Source organism: Burkholderia sp. NFPP32 (genome assembly GCF_900119325.1).
In the GTDB taxonomy this organism is placed as follows: Bacteria; Pseudomonadota; Gammaproteobacteria; order Burkholderiales; family Burkholderiaceae; genus Burkholderia; species Burkholderia pyrrocinia_C.
In genome coordinates this window covers 1-15,711 of the sequence record NZ_FPJP01000012.1, presented here as the reverse complement: position 1 = coordinate 15,711, position 15,711 = coordinate 1, and the positions used below count along the sequence as shown (strand labels likewise).

Sequence of the window (15,711 nt, the reverse complement as noted above, 5' to 3'; positions counted from 1 at the left end):
CGTGCTCAATCTTGGAGCCGCCGATGGCCGAACTACCCAATCACGACGCCGCACTGACCGAAACCTGCCTCGAAAGCGAGGCGATCTTCGACGGCTCGTTCCTCAAGCTCAAGCGCGATACCGTCCGTTTGCCGGACGGCAAGAAGGCCACGCGCGAATACGTCCAGCACCCGGGCGCGGTGATGGTGATCCCGCTGTTCGACGACGGCCGCGTGCTGATGGAAAGCCAGTATCGCTACCCGATCGGCAAGGTGATGGCCGAATTCCCGGCCGGCAAGCTCGATCCGGACGAAGGCGCGCTTGCGTGCGCGGTGCGCGAACTGCGCGAGGAAACGGGTTACACGGCGCGCGAATACGTGTTCCTGAGCCGCATTCACCCGATCATTTCCTATTCGACCGAATTCATCGACCTGTATCTCGCGCGCGGGCTGACGGCCGGCGAGCGCAAGCTCGACGAAGGCGAATTCCTCGAAACCTTCACTGCCACGCAAGCCGACCTGCAGGAATGGGTGCGCACCGGGCAGATCACCGACGTGAAGACGATCATCGGCACGATGTGGCTCGACAAGGTGCTGTCCGGCACCTGGCCGCTCGGGCCGGTCCTGACGCCCTGAGCGCGGCGTCGGCGGCGGGTGGGGCGCCGCGTTACAATCCGATTACGCGGCATTTTCGCGTCGCGCGATCGGGATTTAGCACGATCGTTCACAAAACCGCTTTTTGCGCTACACTCGTCACACGCCCTGATTCAGCATGAAGGTCCTCGATTTACAGTGCCCGCACGGTCATCGGTTCGAAGGCTGGTTCGCTTCCGCCGATGAATTCGAAGCGCAGTTGTCCCGCAAGCTGGTCGAATGTCCGGTGTGCGGGACGACCGAGGTCAACCGTTTGCCGTCGGCGCCGCGCCTGAATCTGTCAGGCGCGACGCAGGCCCAGCCGGCCGATCCGCGTGCGCTGCAGGCGCAGGTGATGCGCGCGCTGCGCGAGGTGCTGGAGAAGACCGAGAACGTGGGCGAACGCTTCGCCGAGGAAGCGCGGCGCATCCATTACAACGAGGCGCCGGCACGCAGCATCCGTGGCGTCACGACGCCGGAAGATGCGCAATCCCTGGCCGAAGAAGGCATCGACGTGATGCCGCTACCGATTCCTGCCGCGCTGAAAGAACCGCTGCAATGACGTACGCAGTGGGTCCTTGCCGGGCCGGAAGGTCGCGGCAAGCCTTGCATGGAGCCTGAGTAAGCGCTGAAGCGCCAACTCTGGTCGACCGCGAAGCATGGGACCAGAGTAAGTGCTAAAGCACTAACTCTGGTCGACAGGAGACACTGCGCATGGATCTGGATTATTCCCCCGCCGACGACGCGTTCCGCGTCGACGTCCGCGCCTGGCTCGAGGCCAACCTGCCTCACGCACTGCGCGCCAAAGTACTCGATCACAAACGACTCGACCGCGAGGATTTCGCGAGCTGGCACCGGATTCTCGGTCAGCGCGGCTGGTCCGCGCCTGCGTGGCCGGCCGAATACGGCGGCCCGGGCTGGAACGCGACGCAGCGGCACATCTGGGATGAGGAGTGCGCGCGGATCGGCGCGCCGACCGTGCTGCCGTTCGGCGTGTCAATGGTTGCGCCGGTGCTGATGAAATACGGCAGCGAAGCGCAGAAACGCCATTATCTGCCGCGCATTCTCGACGGCTCCGACTGGTGGTGCCAGGGCTACTCGGAGCCGGGTTCCGGGTCCGACCTCGCGTCGTTGCGCACGCGCGCCGAGCGTCAGGGCGACCACTACGTCGTCAACGGCCAGAAGACCTGGACGACGCTCGGCCAGTACGCGGACATGATGTTCTGCCTCGTGCGCACCGATCCGGCCGCGAAGAAGCAGGAGGGCATCTCGTTCCTGTTGATCGACATGAAGACGCCCGGCATCACGGTGCGGCCGATCATCACGCTCGACGAAGACCACGAGGTCAACGAGGTGTTCTTCGAGGACGTGAAGGTGCCGGTCGAGAATCTCGTCGGCGACGAGAACCGCGGCTGGACCTACGCGAAATACCTGCTTGGCCATGAGCGCACCGGCATCGCGCGTGTCGGCGCGTCGAAGCGCGAACTCGCGTTCCTGAAGCGCGTGGCGTCGAACCAGCGCAAGAACGGCAAGCCGTTGCTCGCCGACCCCGTGTTCGCCGCGAAGGTCGCGGCGCTCGAAGTCGAGCTGATGGCGCTCGAGGTGACGGTGCTGCGCGTCGTCAGCCGCGAGACGAGCGGCAAGGGGCCGGGCCCCGAGGCGTCGATGCTGAAGATCAAGGGTACCGAAGTGCAGCAGGCGCTCACCGAGCTGATGTTCGACGCGATCGGCCCGCTCGCCGCACCGTTCGACGTGCCGTTCCTCAATGGCGAACGCGAGCACAGCATCGCGGGCGACGACGATGCGGCGCCGCTAGCCGCGTACTACTTCAATTACCGGAAGACGTCGATCTACGGCGGTTCGAACGAGATCCAGAAAAACATCATCGCGCAGATGATTCTGGGTCTGTGAACAGGGACGGGAGCGGAGACAACCATGGATTTCAGCTTTACCGATGAGCAGCAGCAGTTCGCCGACGCGCTGCACCGTTATCTCGGCGAGCAATACGGCTTCAATGCGCGCCAGGCGATCGTGCGCAGCGACACGGGCGTGTCGGACACGCAATGGAGCGCGTTCGCCGAACTGGGGCTGACCGCGCTGCCCGTGCCGGACGCGCAGGGCGGATTCGGCGGTAGCCCGGTCGACATGCTGGTTGCGATGCAGGAGCTCGGCCGCGCGCTCGTGATCGAGCCGTACTGGGCAACGGCGGTCGGCGTCGAGGCATTGCGCATCGCCGGCTCCGGCGCAGGCGACGATGCCGCACTGCTGGAGGCGGTTGCGCAGGGGCAGAAGAGGCTGGCGGTCGCATTCCACGAACCGCATGCGCGCTATGACCTGTTCGAGCTCGACACGCACGCACGCGAGCAGGGCGGCACGCATCGGCTGACCGGCACCAAGTCGGTCGTTCAGCATGGTGCGCAGGCGCACGCGTGGATCGTGCCTGCGCGCGTCGACGACGGCGGCATCGGCCTCTTCGTCGTCGAACGCGATGCGGCGAACGCGACGGTGGTCGACTACCGGACCATCGACGGCCAGCGTGCGGCAACGATCGAGTTCGACGAAACGCCGGCCCGACTGCTGACGGGCGGCGCACGCGACGCGGCGGCGCTCGAGCAGATTGCCGATTACGCGACGTTCCTGCTGTGCGCGGAGGCGGTCGGCGCGCTTGACGAACTGAATCGCGCGACGGTCGAATACACGAAAACGCGCGAGCAGTTCGGCGTGCCGATTGCGCGTTTCCAGGCACTGCAGCACCGGATGGTCGAGATGCTGATCCATGCCGAGCAGGCGCGTTCGCTGACCTACCTGGCAGCGGTGCGCTATGCGGGCGGCGATGCCGATGCGCGACGCAAGGCCGTGTCGGCCGCGAAGGCGCGCGTCGGCGCGGCCGCGCGCTTCGTCGGCCAGCAGGCCGTCCAGTTGCACGGCGGGATGGGCGTGACCAACGAGGTTGCCGCCGCACATCTGTTCAAGCGGCTGTCGATCATCGAGACGACGCTCGGCGACACCGATCATCATCTTGCCCGCATCGCGGCGCTGCCCGATTTCGTGCAGGCCGACGCGGCATGACGGCGACGCGCGAGCGCGTCAGACAAGGGGACACACAGTGGGTATCAGTTACGAAGATCTGGTGGTCGGCAGCACCATCGAAGTGGGCAGCTACACGTTCGAGCCCGACGACATCAAGGCGTTCGCGCAGCGCTACGACCCGCAGCCGTTCCACCTCGACGAGGAGGCCGCGAAGGCGTCGCCGTTCGGCGGACTGGTCGCGAGCGGCTGGCACACGTGCTCGGTGTTCATGAGCCTGCTGATCAAGAAGCTCGGGCCGGACTCGACCAGCATGGGCTCGCCCGGCATCGACTCGATCCGCTGGCTGAAGCCGGTGCGCGCCGGCGACACGATCACGATGCACCAGAAGATCCACGACAAGCGCGTCTCGGAGAGCAAGCCCGATCGCGGCATCGTGTCGACGGAGTGGATCGGCATCAACGGTAGCGGCGAGACGGTGATCACCGTGCATAGCAAGGTGATTTTCGGGTTGCGCGATCCGCGAGGCACGAACGCATGACCGACGTGACATTGCCGTTGATCGCGTCGGCGCAGGCGTTGCAGGCGCGTGTCGGCGCAGAGCCGCTCGCGAGCGGCTGGGTCGCGATCGACCAGCATCGCGTCGATGGCTTCGCCGACGCGACCGGCGATCATCAATGGATTCACGTCGATCCCGAACGCGCGCGGCGCGAGTCGCCGTTCGGCGGGCCGATCGCGCACGGGTTCCTGACGCTGTCGCTGATTCCCGCGTTGATGACCGATGCGATGCGCTTCGAGCAGAAGATGGGCGTGAACTACGGACTGAACCGCGTGCGGTTCCTGAAGCCGGTGCCGGTCGGTGTGCGCGTGCGCGCGCTGTTCGCGGTGAAGGAAACCGCCGAGGTCGCGCGGGGCGGCGTGCAGGCGACATGGTCGGTGTCGATCCAGGCCGAGCGTCCCGACGCCCCGTTGCTTGTTTGCGCGGCGGAATTCATCACGCTGCATTACTTCTGACGGGCGGGGCGGCATGCACGGATGCCGCTCCGCCCGTCATGCACGGGTCAATGCTTCGCGTATTGCGTCGCGCCGAACAGCACCTCGCGTGCCTTGTCGTCCTGCAGCGCCTTGCGCATCGACGCGAGTACTTCGACGCCGCGCTGCACGGCCGGTCGCGCGGCGATTGCCTCGTGCCAGCGCTTCACGTTCGGCAACTCGTCGAGCACGATGCCCTGGTTCTGCCACGAGCGCGTCCACGGGAACGTCGCAATGTCCGCGATCGTGTACGCGTCGCCCGCGAGATATTCGGATTCGCCGAGGCGCTTTTCCATCACGTTGTACAGGCGCTTCGCTTCGTTCGTATAGCGGTTGACCGCGTATTCGATCTTTTCCGGCGCGTACAGCCGGAAATGGTGCGCCTGCCCCAGCATCGGGCCGATACCGCCCATCTGGAACATCAGCCACTCGAGCGTCGCATAGCGGGCGGCCGGATCGGTCGGCAGGAACTTGCCGGTCTTCTCCGCGAGGTAGATCAGGATCGCACCCGATTCGAACAGAGAGATCGGCTTGCCGCCGGGGCCGTCAGGATCGACGATCGCCGGAATCTTGTTGTTCGGGCTGATCTTCAGGAACTCGGGCTTGAACTGGTCGCCTGCGCCGATATCGACCGGAAGTGCACGGTAGGCGAGGCCCGTTTCCTCGAGCATGATGTGTACCTTGTGGCCGTTCGGGGTCGCCCAGCTGTAGACGTCGATCATCGTCAACTCCTTGGTTGCATGCGCGAAAACGGCGCCGGCAGCGCGCCGCGACAGGCGGTCATTAGAGCATGGTTCGGCACGGATTGCTGGCGACGGAAACATGCCCGCCGATGCGTACGTGCAGGCGAACGGGAGATGATTGCCGACGTGCCGACAGTTCCCGGTCGAGCACGGCGGGCGCGCACGGTTCGTGCGGATGGAAGATCCGGTTGTCGAGCCGGTAGTCGCCGTGCACGATCGTCGTCGGCCGACGCGGATCAGCGCTTGTAGCGGGGCTGGCGTTTCTCGAGAAAGGCGGTGATGCCTTCGAGCCCGTCCGCGTGATGCAGCGAGGCGACGAAATGATCGCGCTCGGTACCGAGATGCGGTTCTAGCGGCTGAGTCGTCGCAACGTCGAGGAGCGACTTGATGCGCGTGAGTGCGTTCGGCGAGATGCCGGCGAGTGCGTCGGCCCATGCAAGCGCGTCGTTCAGCGCTGCGCCGGGAACGGCGAGCCGGTTGACCACGCCGAGCGCATGCAGGCGTTCGGCCGCGACCGGCTTGCCTTCGAACAGGATCTCGGCCGCGATCGCACGCGGCAGCGCGCGCGCGAGGAACCACGAGCCGCCGCCGTCGGGCGTCAGGCCCACACGCGCGTACGACATCACGAACTTCGCATCGTGCGCGGCGACGATCAGGTCGCACGCTAGCGCGAGCGAGAAGCCCGCGCCGGCCGCCGCGCCTTCGACCGCCGCGATCACCGGCTTCGTCGACTCTCGAATCGCCGTCACCCATGCGCCGAGCTGATCGATGCTGTCGGCCTGGCAGGACGGATCCTTCGAGCGGTTGTCGAGCAGCCGGTTCAGGTTGCCGCCTGCGCAGAAGAAGCGGTCGGCACCCGTCAGCACGACCGCGCGAATCCCGGGATCGCGTTCGGCAGTGGCGAGCGCTTCGACGCCGGCCGCGTACATGTCGGGATGCAGCGCGTTGCGCGCACCGGGATTGGATAGCGTGAGGACGAGCGTCGAATCGCTCTCGGGCGGACGCGAGGCCAGCAGTTCAGCACTCATGCGAGTGTGTCTCCATCGGATGGCGAGGCTGCGGCGCTGCGCGCGTTGCGCGGACTGGCGGCGCTGCCGCCGCAGCGGATGTAATGTTGTCGTGACGGACGTGAAACTGTTTTAGACTAGCACGAACGTGCTTTTCAGCGCGATGAATCCCGACGCGGCCGGCATTGTTGCGGCCGCGCTCCCGCAAGGAAGGAGACTCCGATGCTACAGCTGTGCGGTATTCCGTTGTCCAACTATTACAACAAGGTGAAGTTCGTCCTGCTCGAGCACGACATTCCGTTCGAGGAGTTGGTGTGCGGTTTGCCGATCAGCGATCCGGCCCAGCTCGCCGATTCGCCGCTCGGCAAGATCCCGTTCCTGAAGACCGAAGAGGGCGCGCTGTTCGAGTCGCAGGTGATCATCGAGTACCTGGCGGCGCGCTATCCCGAGAAAGCCATTTTTCCGTCGGGGCCGTTTGCGGCTGCGAAGGTGCGCGAGCTGGTCGAGACGCTCGAGCTGTATCTCGAATGGATGGCGCGCGAGATCTATACGGAAGCGTTTTTCGGCGGCAAGGTCAGCGACGGGATGAAGGCGCACGTCGAGAAGCGCCTGCCGCGCGCGATCGATGCGTTCAAGCAGATGACGCAGTTTTCGCCGTATGTGCTCGGCGAATCGTTCAGCCTTGCGGACATCGCGGCATCGATCCATCTGCCGGTCATCGGGATGGCGACGAAGGCCGTGTTCGGACACGACTTCCTGCTCGATGCGGGCATCGACTGGAAGGCTCACGCGAAGAAGGTCGGTGAGCGTGCCGCCGCGCAGCGCGTGGCAGCCGATCGCAAGGCGTATGTCGAGGCGACGAGCGGCGCGCGTTCGTAAGCGCGATTCTCCGGCTTCTCCGGCGGGGCGGCGCGTGGCCGCCCGCGCGGGACTTACAGTCGGACGAGCCGTTCGAGTGCGGATGCGAGCGTGCTTTCCTGCTTCGCGAAGCAGAAACGCACGACACCCGATTCGTGCGGCTCGTGATAGAACGCCGACACCGGAATCGCAGCCACGCCGATCTCCGACGTGAGCCACTTCGAGAATTCCGCTTCGGGCAGGTCGCTGATCGCCGAGTAATCGACGCACTGGAAGTACGTGCCCGTGCATGGCAGCAGCTTGAAGCGCGTGCGCTCGAGGCCTGTGCGGAAGAAGTCGCGCTTCTCCTGATAGAAGCCGGCGAGTGTCAGGTACGGTGCCGGGTCGCGCAGGTAATCGGCGAGCCCGATCTGCATCGGCGTATTTACCGTGAATACGTTGAACTGGTGGACCTTGCGGAATTCCGCGGTCAGCGCGGCAGGCGCCGCGACATAGCCGACCTTCCAGCCCGTCACGTGATAGGTCTTGCCGAAGCTCGACACGATGAAGCTGCGTGCGGCGAGTTCCGGATAGCGCGCGACGCTCTCGTGGCGCGCGCCGTCGTAGACCATGTGCTCGTAGACCTCGTCCGACAGGATCAGTACGTTGGTGCCGCGTACGATCTCCTCGAGCTTGCGCATGTCCGCCTCGCGCCACACGGTACCCGTCGGGTTATGCGGCGTGTTGATCAGGATCATGCGCGTTTTCGGCGTGATCGCGGCCGCGAGACGGTCGAACGGGATCGCGTAGTCGGGCGCCTCCAGCGTGACGAATACCGGCTTGCCTCCTGCGAGTTCGATCGACGGCAGGTAGCTGTCATAGGTCGGTTCGACGACGATCACTTCGTCGCCCGGATGCACCGCGCACAGGATTGCCGTCAGCAGTGCCTGCGTCGCGCCGGCCGTCACCGTGATCTCGGTGGCCGGATCGTAGCGCCGGCCGTAGACGTGCGCGATCTTGTCGGCGATCGCGTCGCGCAGCGGTGCGACGCCGGCCATCGGCGGATACTGGTTGTGCCCGTTGCGCATCGCGGTCGCGACCGCATCGACGATGCGCGGATCGCAATCGAAATCCGGGAAGCCCTGGCCGAGGTTCACGGCGCCTTTTTCGGCGGCAAGCGCGCTCATGACCGTGAAGATCGTCGTGCCGACGTTCGGCAGGCGCGAGGGGAAAACGGGAGTCGTTGGCATGTCTGAAGGAGCGTTCATCGATACGGTCGAAATCGGGTGCCGCCGCGTGCGTCAGGCCGGCGTGGCAGAAGTGGTCGGTGCGGCGTCGAGCGCGCAGGCTTCGGCAAACGGCGCGGGTTGCGCGATCCGGAAACCGAAGTCGCGTGCGGTGCGCTTCGCGAGCTTCAGCAGCGCACGGTCTTTCGACACGAGCCAATCGGCCCGCGCGGCGCGGGCGAGTTCGAGAAACTTCTGGTCGTCGCGGTCCTTGCACTTCGGCAGCGGCGGCGCGTCGGCGTCGACGGGCGGCGGCTCGACGAGGCTCGCGAGGCGGGCGACGGTCGCGAGCGCGGCGGCCTTGTCGATCGCACGCGCCTGGAACTGCGGATAATCGAGCACGTACTCGAGTTCGGTCAGGCAGCGGCCGTCGATCACGGCGGCAAGCGCGCCGCGTTCCAGCGCGGTCCGAATCGGGCGCGTAGCGGGGTCGTCGAATACGAGGATGTCGATCCAGACGTTCGAGTCGAGCACGACGCGGTGCGCGACGTGCGGGGCGAGGGAGCTGGTCATTCGTTACAATCGGTGGTTTTCGTCTGACCGCAAGGCACGGCGTGCCAGCGAGCCTCTATGATAATCGTTCTCTCTCCCGCCAAATCCCTCGACTACGATACGCCCGCGCACGTCCAGTCTTACACGAAGCCTGCATTTGTCGACGACGCGTCCGAGCTGATCGACGGCCTGCGCAAGCTTTCGCCGCAGGACATCGCAACGCTGATGGATATCTCCGATCCGCTCGCGCGCCTGAACTTCCAGCGCTACGCGGACTGGTCGCCGACCTTTACGCCGGCCAATGCGAAGCAGGCCGTGCTCGCGTTCAACGGCGACGTCTACGAAGGATTCGATGCGAAATCGCTGTCGTCCGCCGATCTCGACTATGCGCAGCAACACGTGCGCGTCCTGTCGGGCCTGTACGGGCTGCTGCGCCCGCTCGACCTGCTGCAGCCGTACCGGCTCGAAATGGGTACGCGCTTCGCGAACGCGCGCGGCAAGGATCTGTACGCGTTCTGGGGCGACCGCATCACGCGGGCGCTGAACGAGCAGCTCGAGACGCGCAGCGGCTCGGCGCGCGTGCTGGTCAACTGCGCGTCGACCGAATACTTCAAGTCGGTCAAGCCGAAACTGCTGGCCGCGCCTGTCATCACGCCGGTGTTCGAGGACTGGAAGGGCGGCCGCTACAAGATCATCAGCTTCCATGCGAAGCGCGCGCGCGGCCTGATGGCGCGTTTTATCGTCGAGAACCGTATTACCGAGCCGAAGGCGCTGAAGGAGTTCGCCACGGAAGGCTATGCGTTCGACGCGGCTGCGTCGAACGATTCGACTTACGTATATCGCCGGCGAGTCGGCGAGTGACCATGCCGGCCGTTCACGAGATGGCCGGCGCATGCATGAGGCCGGGCAAGCGGTACACCGCCTGTTCCGGTCGACAGCTTTGCATGGGACCGGAGCAAGTGCTGAAGCACTAACTCAGGTCGACACTGGAGAAACAGATGACCCTTTCGATCACCAGCAATTTCGACGCAGGCGCAATCGACGTCGTGTCGTGCGACAGCCCCGCTGCGATTCGGCTGCGCGTGCGCGGCGACAGCCGCTCGGAATTCGCGCAATGGTTTTACTACCGCTTGACGGGCGCGCGCGGCGAGCGGTGCGTGATGACGTTCGAGAATGCCGCCGAATGCGCGTATCCGTCCGGCTGGCGCAACTACTGCGCGGTGGCGAGCTACGACCGGGTCGACTGGTTCCGCGTGCCGACGACGTTTGACGGCAAGACGATGACCATCGACCATACGCCGGAGTTCGACAGCATCTACTACGCGTATTTCGAACCGTACTCGGAAGAGCGTCACGCGGCATTTCTCGGCGCCGTCCAGCAGTTGCCGCAGGCGAGCGTCGTCGAGCTCGGCCGCACGGTCGAAGGCCGCCCGATGTCGCTGCTGACGCTCGGCACGCCGGAAACCGACGGCGCGCCGAAGAAGAAAGTGTGGATCATCGCGCGTCAGCATCCGGGCGAGACGATGGCCGAGTGGTTTGTCGAAGGCCTCGTCAAGCGGCTGGCCGGATGGGGCGACTGGGCCGGCGATCCGGTCGCGCGCAAGCTCTACGATCGCGCGACGTTCTACGTCGTCCCGAACATGAATCCGGACGGCAGCGTGCATGGCAACCTGCGCACCAATGCGGCAGGTGCGAACCTGAACCGCGAATGGATGATGCCCGATGCCGAGCGCAGCCCCGAGGTGCTGGCCGTGCGCGACGCGATCCACGCGATCGGCTGCGACATGTTCTTCGACATTCACGGCGACGAGGATCTGCCGTACGTGTTCGTCGCCGGTTCGGAGATGCTGCCGAGCTTTACCGAGCAGCAGGGCAAGGAGCAGGCCGCGTTCATCGACGCGTTCAAGGTCGCGAGCCCCGACTTCCAGACCGAGCATGGTTATGCGGCGAGCAAGTACAAGGAGGACGCGCTCAAGCTCGCGTCGAAGTACATCGGCCATCAGTTCGGCTGCCTGTCGCTGACGCTCGAGATGCCGTTCAAGGACAACGCGAACCTGCCCGACGAGCGTGTCGGCTGGAACGGTGAGCGCAGCGCGGCGCTTGGCGCCGCGATGCTGGCCGCGATCCTGGTACACGTCGACACGTTCGCGTAAGCGTATCGTCGTCGCATAAAAAAAGCCGGGGCATCCTGAGATGCCCCGGCTTTTTTGCTTCTGTCGTTGCCGCTCCGTCGTATCAGGACTTCTTCGCGGTTTTCTTCTTCACGGCTTTCTTTTGGCCGCCTGATTTCTTCGTTGCGACGGCCGTCTTGCCGGTGCGGCCCGATGCCTTCGCCTTTGCATTACCCCGGTGCGATTTGCCCTTGAACTTCTTCGTCGAGGACGTGGGGCGCTCGACGCGCGGCTTCAGCGGCGGAACGGGGTCGTTCCAGCTGAACGCGAGCATTTGCTGGCCGACGTAGCCGCAACGGAATTTCAACGGCGTCGGGTCGCTGCCGTCGCTGTGGACGCCGAGTCCGTCGACCGTGACCATGTTGTCGACCTTCACGCGCTGCTTGCCCTGGTCGAACGAGTCGTTCCACGGCGTGATCGTCGCGTTGCCGCTGTCGAATGCGTTCGGCGCGAAGTCGACGCGGTCGAAGGCCGACGACGTGCTGGCGATGAAGCTGCCGTGCGCCGCACAATCGGCCGCGAGCGGATCGGCATGCATTTCGTTGACGAATTTGTTGATCAGTTCGGAGCGCTGATCGAGCAGGTCGGCGAATACCGGTGTCGGAAGCGCAAGCGACAGGCCCGCGACACAGGCTGCCAGCTTGCCGAGCGCCCGGAGAATCCGGAGCGAGGCAGGTGAGCTGTCCATCTGGTTATTGGTGAGGAGCGAAGGAGACATCGGGCACGTATAGATGCCCGATGGAGAACAGGAGTTCAATCTTAGCGTAAAAAAGTTGTGCGGCAGTAGATGGCCTATTCTCCCGCGCTGCGGAAAATGTCGCCGGCACGTGCTGACGGTGCCCCGATCCGAAGGAGTTTCAGGCGCGCGGGCCGCCGAGGCGATAGCGCCGGACGTCGAAGGTCGTGACCCACGCAGGGCGATAGACGGCGATGAGCGCAGTCGCCATGCCGGTGAACCACGCTTCGCCGAGCGCGAGCAGTGCAGTGTTCAACAGATAACCGGCAGGAATCACGACAGGCACGCCGTCCGCGAGGGCGAGCTGAACGCCCGCTGCTGCGGCGGCGACCGCGATGATCGCGATGGCCGGCGACAGGAATCCCTGGCCGGTGATGAACGACGCGAGGTTGTGCGGCAGCCATGCGAGCGCGGCGCGCTGCAGCAACGCCGACACGGCGACAGGCAGCGCGCCGTAGATCAGATAGGTCAGGCCAATGCCCTGCCACGGCGCGTCGAAGATGATCGCGGCCACCGCCGTGACGGCGCCCATTGCAATCAGCGCGAGCGTCCAGTCGAACAGCGTGACGAGTAGCGTTGCGCCCAGCAGATGCATGACGATGCCATCATCGAGCCACGCATTCGAGGCCCAGAGGACCGCGATTGCGGTGACGAGCGCAAGCCACACGTGCTGGAGCGTGGCGTCCTGAAGGCGCACGAAGGGGCGATTCCAGATCGCGAGCGCGAGCAGGGCCACGGCGGCGATCCAGCCACCGATGCCAACCCAGAGCGGAAGCGGTGTGAAAAGAAAACCCATGCGTTCATATTACTCGTTGAGCATCAAAGGTGGGAATCCGCACATGTCGACCGTCGCAATATCGAGACTGTCTGCTAGCGCTCGCGCCGGAACCGTGCCCGCGGCTCGGCGGCGAGCGGCAGGTCCTGCGTGCCGGCATGCGCGGCTGGCAACGGGTACCGATGATCGTTCCGTGGCGTGCGTAGTGGAACGGTGCCGCGTTCGCCGATGGCCGGCTTGCGCGTGCGGTTGCGATTCGCCAGCAGCACTTCGAGGTGCGGCGACAGCCAGCCGTTGTAGATCGCGACCGCGGCGGCGCGGTTGACGGCGCCAAGTTGCTGGAAGATGCTGGCAAGGTGGATTTTCACGGTGCCTTCGCTGATACCGAGCGTGCGGGCAATCATCTTGTTCGTGCTGCCCATGTGGACGAAGCGCATGATCTGCGCTTGCCTGGGCGACAACAGGCCGCTCGGCGCGCGGCGGGGCAGCGATCCGGCGAGCGTCTGGAAATGGGCCTCGTGGCGCGCTCCGGCGGCGGAGGGCAGCAGGCGGAGGGCGATCGGCGGGATGTAGTGTCCGCCCAGCAGCACCATCTCGAGCGCACGCACGATCAGGTGCGGCCGCGTGGAATGCGGGATCACGCCTGCTACGCCATAGTTGAAGAAGCGCTGGATGGCCTCCGGCGAGGCTTCGTCGATCATTACGGCCGCGGGCGTCGGCGAGCAGGCGCTGCAGAGTGCCTGCAGCTCGCTTAGCCGGCCGACGTCCAGCCAGTCGATCGCGACGAGGTCGAAACGCTGGGTGCGCAGCAGCCGGCGCGCCTGGAAGCTGTCGGGTGCATCGTTGATGCTGGCGTGGCGGTCGATCTGTCGCAACAGGGCCTTCAGTCCGTCACGCCGTTCGGCGTCTGAGTAAAGCACCAGGAACCGCATATTCAACCTCCGTAAGGGTGGGTCATTGATCTGCTGTCGGGCATGCGTTGGCCCCGATAATGACAAAGACCTTACACGATGTCTGCTTGGCTGAAAGGCTTAGGAAAAGTCTGAAATTTTGAGCGACGGAATATAGGACAAGAAAAAAGCCGCTCCGGCGGGAACCGGGAGCGGCTTCGGGAGGGCAGGCCGTTCGGGCCTGCTGCGAGAGATTAGTGGAAGTGCGGCTGGGCGGGCGAGGCGTCTTCCGGCATTTCCGCATGGACGATTTCGCCGAGCGGATCTGCGTAAAGCGGCACGCCGCAGTCGTCGCAGTATTCGGGTTCGAAGCGGCCCGCGTGCCGTCGGACGTCGGTTACACCGCATTCCTTCAACAGGCTCACGATTTCCTCGAGCGGCCCTTCGATCGGCGCCTCGCCTTCGAGCGTCGCGCTGTCGATCGACACGTCGCCGTTTTCACGGCCGTAGAGCGGCCACACGACGCCGTAGATTACGTCGTTGCTCGCACGCCGAGTGAAGCCGACACGATATTCGTCGATACGGCGTTCGCCGAAGCCGGCGACCACTGCGCGCAGCTCCTGCGGCGCCGTACCAAGTGTGTCGAAAAGATAACGAATGGCGGTTCGCACCGTGTGTGGACGAATGCGTTCGTCCGCGTCGCGGCAGGCCGAGTAGTACGCGTCCGGAAGTAGGCACTCGAACTCGCATCCGGGCAGTGCGATCGACAGATTCGGGCCGCCTTGGGCCGTCCATTGTTCGAGGCACTGACCGCGCTCGATCCGGCTACCGCCTTCTTCTTCCTGCCAGCGGAACAGCGGCGCCCCGGCGGGCGCGGCGACGACGGCGAGCAGGAAGCGCGGGTCGGCCAGGATCGGCGAGGTCTCGGGCAGGTCGCCGAAGCTGAGCTTGGGTGTGTGCTGGCCGATCGCCGCATGCGCGAGCTGCTGGGCAAGACGGTAGGTCTCGACGTGATGCCGCGGCAACTGGTCGATGCTGTAGAGGAACGGGGCAAGCCCGACGAGCGTGCCGTTCGCAAGGACATGAGCCTGCAGGTGCGTTCGCAGCGCGTCGGCCACGTCGCCCTTGAGCGGGCCCGATGGAATCATGTAGCGCGTCCATGCGAGAACCGGGACGGCGACCAGCAGCGCATCGTACGGCTGGCCGTCGTGCTCGATCACCATCGACTCGCTGTGGGTCTCGGCCATGTCGGCGAGTGCGCCGTAGGCGTCGGGATGATTCTGCTGCAGATGGTCGAGGGCTGCGTCGAGCGTGGTCTGGTTGCCGTTGCGGACTATCTTGGCGAGCAGCGCGTCGAGCTTCGCTTCCCAGAAGCGATCCTCGATGCGGCTGCCCGAGGCGAAGAGCGCAAGCGACAGACCGACCAGTTTGTCGGCATCGGGGGGGAGGCGTTTGGCGATTCGCTGGCGCATATTAAAGACGTATATAGAAAGAGGCGAAGAACCTCACATTCTAGTCCGTTCTTTGCACCATAAGCGGTCTTGTGCCCTGGCATGGCCGGACGGCCGAATTGCGGCTTTTGTAAAAAAGTTGCATCGAACCCCTTGCGCGATCGACGCGGGGTGCATAGAATCACGCCTCTTTCGCGCTAACGGCAACGCGGCGCGGGAGAGGGGAAGCGAAATCGGTGGTGTGCAGCGGGTTGGGCGCACGGCTGGCGCAGGAAGATGGGCCCCGCAGTCGCAACGAAGTGGTTAAAAAGTTGTTGACGAGCTGCGAAACACGGTTCATAATCTCGCTTCTCTGCTGCTGAAAACGCAGCGCTGCTGAGAAACACGAAGTTTCTCGCAGAAATGCTCTTTAAAAATTAACAGCCGATAAGTGTGGGCGCTTGATGAAAGCGAGCTGATCTTCGGATCAGAAAGCGAAAGTATCAAGAGTCTCACACTAAAGTAAGTCAGGTTTATGAAGTGATTCATATTCCTGTCAGCTTTGAGTGAGCGACCGGTTCTTAACTGAACCGAAAACAGTAACAGGTTTAAACTGAAGAGTTTGATCCTGGCTCAGATTGAACGCTGGCGGCATGCCTTACACATGCAAGTCG

17 protein-coding genes and 1 rRNA gene are annotated in these 15,711 nt (G+C 64.6%); 10 read left to right on the top strand and 8 right to left on the bottom strand.

The annotated features are described in order from the left end of the window. Positions 1–23: 23 nt before the first annotated feature. From BT264_RS21740 to BT264_RS21710, 6 genes are all read left to right on the top strand, one after another. Entirely contained in the window at positions 24–614 is a 591-nt protein-coding gene (locus BT264_RS21740) for an NUDIX domain-containing protein (RefSeq protein WP_072440685.1), read from the top strand. A 136-nt stretch (positions 615–750) separates the two neighbouring features. Beyond that, on the top strand, positions 751–1,173 hold the full coding sequence (locus BT264_RS21735) for a DUF1178 family protein (RefSeq protein WP_043188814.1): 423 nt from the start codon (positions 751–753) through the stop codon (positions 1,171–1,173). A 152-nt stretch (positions 1,174–1,325) separates the two neighbouring features. After that, a complete protein-coding gene (locus BT264_RS21725) occupies positions 1,326–2,522 on the top strand; it encodes an acyl-CoA dehydrogenase family protein (RefSeq protein ID WP_034184899.1) in 1,197 nt (398 codons plus the stop codon). A 24-nt stretch (positions 2,523–2,546) separates the two neighbouring features. Next, entirely contained in the window at positions 2,547–3,680 is a 1,134-nt protein-coding gene (locus BT264_RS21720) for an acyl-CoA dehydrogenase family protein (RefSeq protein WP_072440684.1), read from the top strand. A gap of 37 nt (positions 3,681–3,717) precedes the next feature. Beyond that, the gene (locus BT264_RS21715; protein ID WP_034184920.1) at positions 3,718–4,179 is read left to right on the top strand and encodes a MaoC family dehydratase; all 462 of its coding nucleotides are present in this window, start codon (positions 3,718–3,720) and stop codon (positions 4,177–4,179) included. Next, positions 4,176–4,652: a MaoC family dehydratase gene (locus BT264_RS21710; protein ID WP_072440683.1), complete on the top strand. Its 477-nt coding sequence runs from the start codon at positions 4,176–4,178 to the stop codon at positions 4,650–4,652. The genes BT264_RS21715 and BT264_RS21710 overlap by 4 nt, the downstream gene beginning before the upstream one ends. A gap of 47 nt (positions 4,653–4,699) precedes the next feature. On the opposite strand, the gene BT264_RS21705 is transcribed toward BT264_RS21710, so the two are convergent. Continuing rightward, positions 4,700–5,392 (bottom strand): glutathione binding-like protein, encoded by a 693-nt coding sequence (locus tag BT264_RS21705; RefSeq protein ID WP_072440936.1) that lies wholly within the window; start codon positions 5,390–5,392, stop codon positions 4,700–4,702. Positions 5,393–5,649: 257 nt separating this feature from the next. Continuing rightward, complete coding sequence (locus BT264_RS21700) at positions 5,650–6,441, bottom strand: oxepin-CoA hydrolase, alternative type (protein ID WP_072440682.1); 792 nt, start codon at positions 6,439–6,441, stop codon at positions 5,650–5,652. A 201-nt stretch (positions 6,442–6,642) separates the two neighbouring features. Between BT264_RS21700 and BT264_RS21695 the strand changes: the two genes are divergently transcribed. Further along, on the top strand, positions 6,643–7,299 hold the full coding sequence (locus tag BT264_RS21695; RefSeq protein WP_072440681.1) for a glutathione S-transferase family protein: 657 nt from the start codon (positions 6,643–6,645) through the stop codon (positions 7,297–7,299). 53 nt (positions 7,300–7,352) lie between these two features. Here BT264_RS21695 and BT264_RS21690 read toward each other — a convergent pair whose 3' ends face one another. Both BT264_RS21690 and BT264_RS21685 read right to left on the bottom strand, forming a co-directional pair. After that, complete coding sequence (locus BT264_RS21690) at positions 7,353–8,525, bottom strand: pyridoxal phosphate-dependent aminotransferase (protein ID WP_072440680.1); 1,173 nt, start codon at positions 8,523–8,525, stop codon at positions 7,353–7,355. Between the two features lie 33 nt (positions 8,526–8,558). Further along, a complete protein-coding gene (locus tag BT264_RS21685; protein WP_072440679.1) occupies positions 8,559–9,056 on the bottom strand; it encodes a putative toxin-antitoxin system toxin component, PIN family in 498 nt (165 codons plus the stop codon). Between the two features lie 57 nt (positions 9,057–9,113). On the opposite strand from BT264_RS21685, the gene yaaA reads away from it, so the two are divergent. Further along, positions 9,114–9,896, top strand: a complete 783-nt coding sequence (yaaA, locus tag BT264_RS21680; protein WP_072440678.1) for a peroxide stress protein YaaA — start codon at positions 9,114–9,116, stop codon at positions 9,894–9,896. A 137-nt stretch (positions 9,897–10,033) separates the two neighbouring features. Beyond that, positions 10,034–11,188, top strand: a complete 1,155-nt coding sequence (locus BT264_RS21675) for a M14 family metallopeptidase (RefSeq protein ID WP_072440677.1) — start codon at positions 10,034–10,036, stop codon at positions 11,186–11,188. 82 nt (positions 11,189–11,270) lie between these two features. On the opposite strand, the gene BT264_RS21670 is transcribed toward BT264_RS21675, so the two are convergent. From BT264_RS21670 to BT264_RS21655, 4 genes are all read right to left on the bottom strand, one after another. After that, positions 11,271–11,924: a BspC domain-containing protein gene (locus BT264_RS21670; protein ID WP_072440676.1), complete on the bottom strand. Its 654-nt coding sequence runs from the start codon at positions 11,922–11,924 to the stop codon at positions 11,271–11,273. A 139-nt stretch (positions 11,925–12,063) separates the two neighbouring features. Continuing rightward, positions 12,064–12,738, bottom strand: a complete 675-nt coding sequence (locus tag BT264_RS21665; protein WP_072440675.1) for an energy-coupling factor ABC transporter permease — start codon at positions 12,736–12,738, stop codon at positions 12,064–12,066. A 74-nt stretch (positions 12,739–12,812) separates the two neighbouring features. Next, on the bottom strand, positions 12,813–13,649 hold the full coding sequence (locus tag BT264_RS21660; protein ID WP_072440674.1) for a response regulator transcription factor: 837 nt from the start codon (positions 13,647–13,649) through the stop codon (positions 12,813–12,815). Between the two features lie 212 nt (positions 13,650–13,861). Further along, complete coding sequence (locus BT264_RS21655; protein WP_072440672.1) at positions 13,862–15,079, bottom strand: DUF2863 family protein; 1,218 nt, start codon at positions 15,077–15,079, stop codon at positions 13,862–13,864. A 568-nt stretch (positions 15,080–15,647) separates the two neighbouring features. Between BT264_RS21655 and BT264_RS21645 the strand changes: the two genes are divergently transcribed. Then, positions 15,648–15,711, top strand: a 16S ribosomal RNA gene (locus tag BT264_RS21645); the annotation flags it as partial.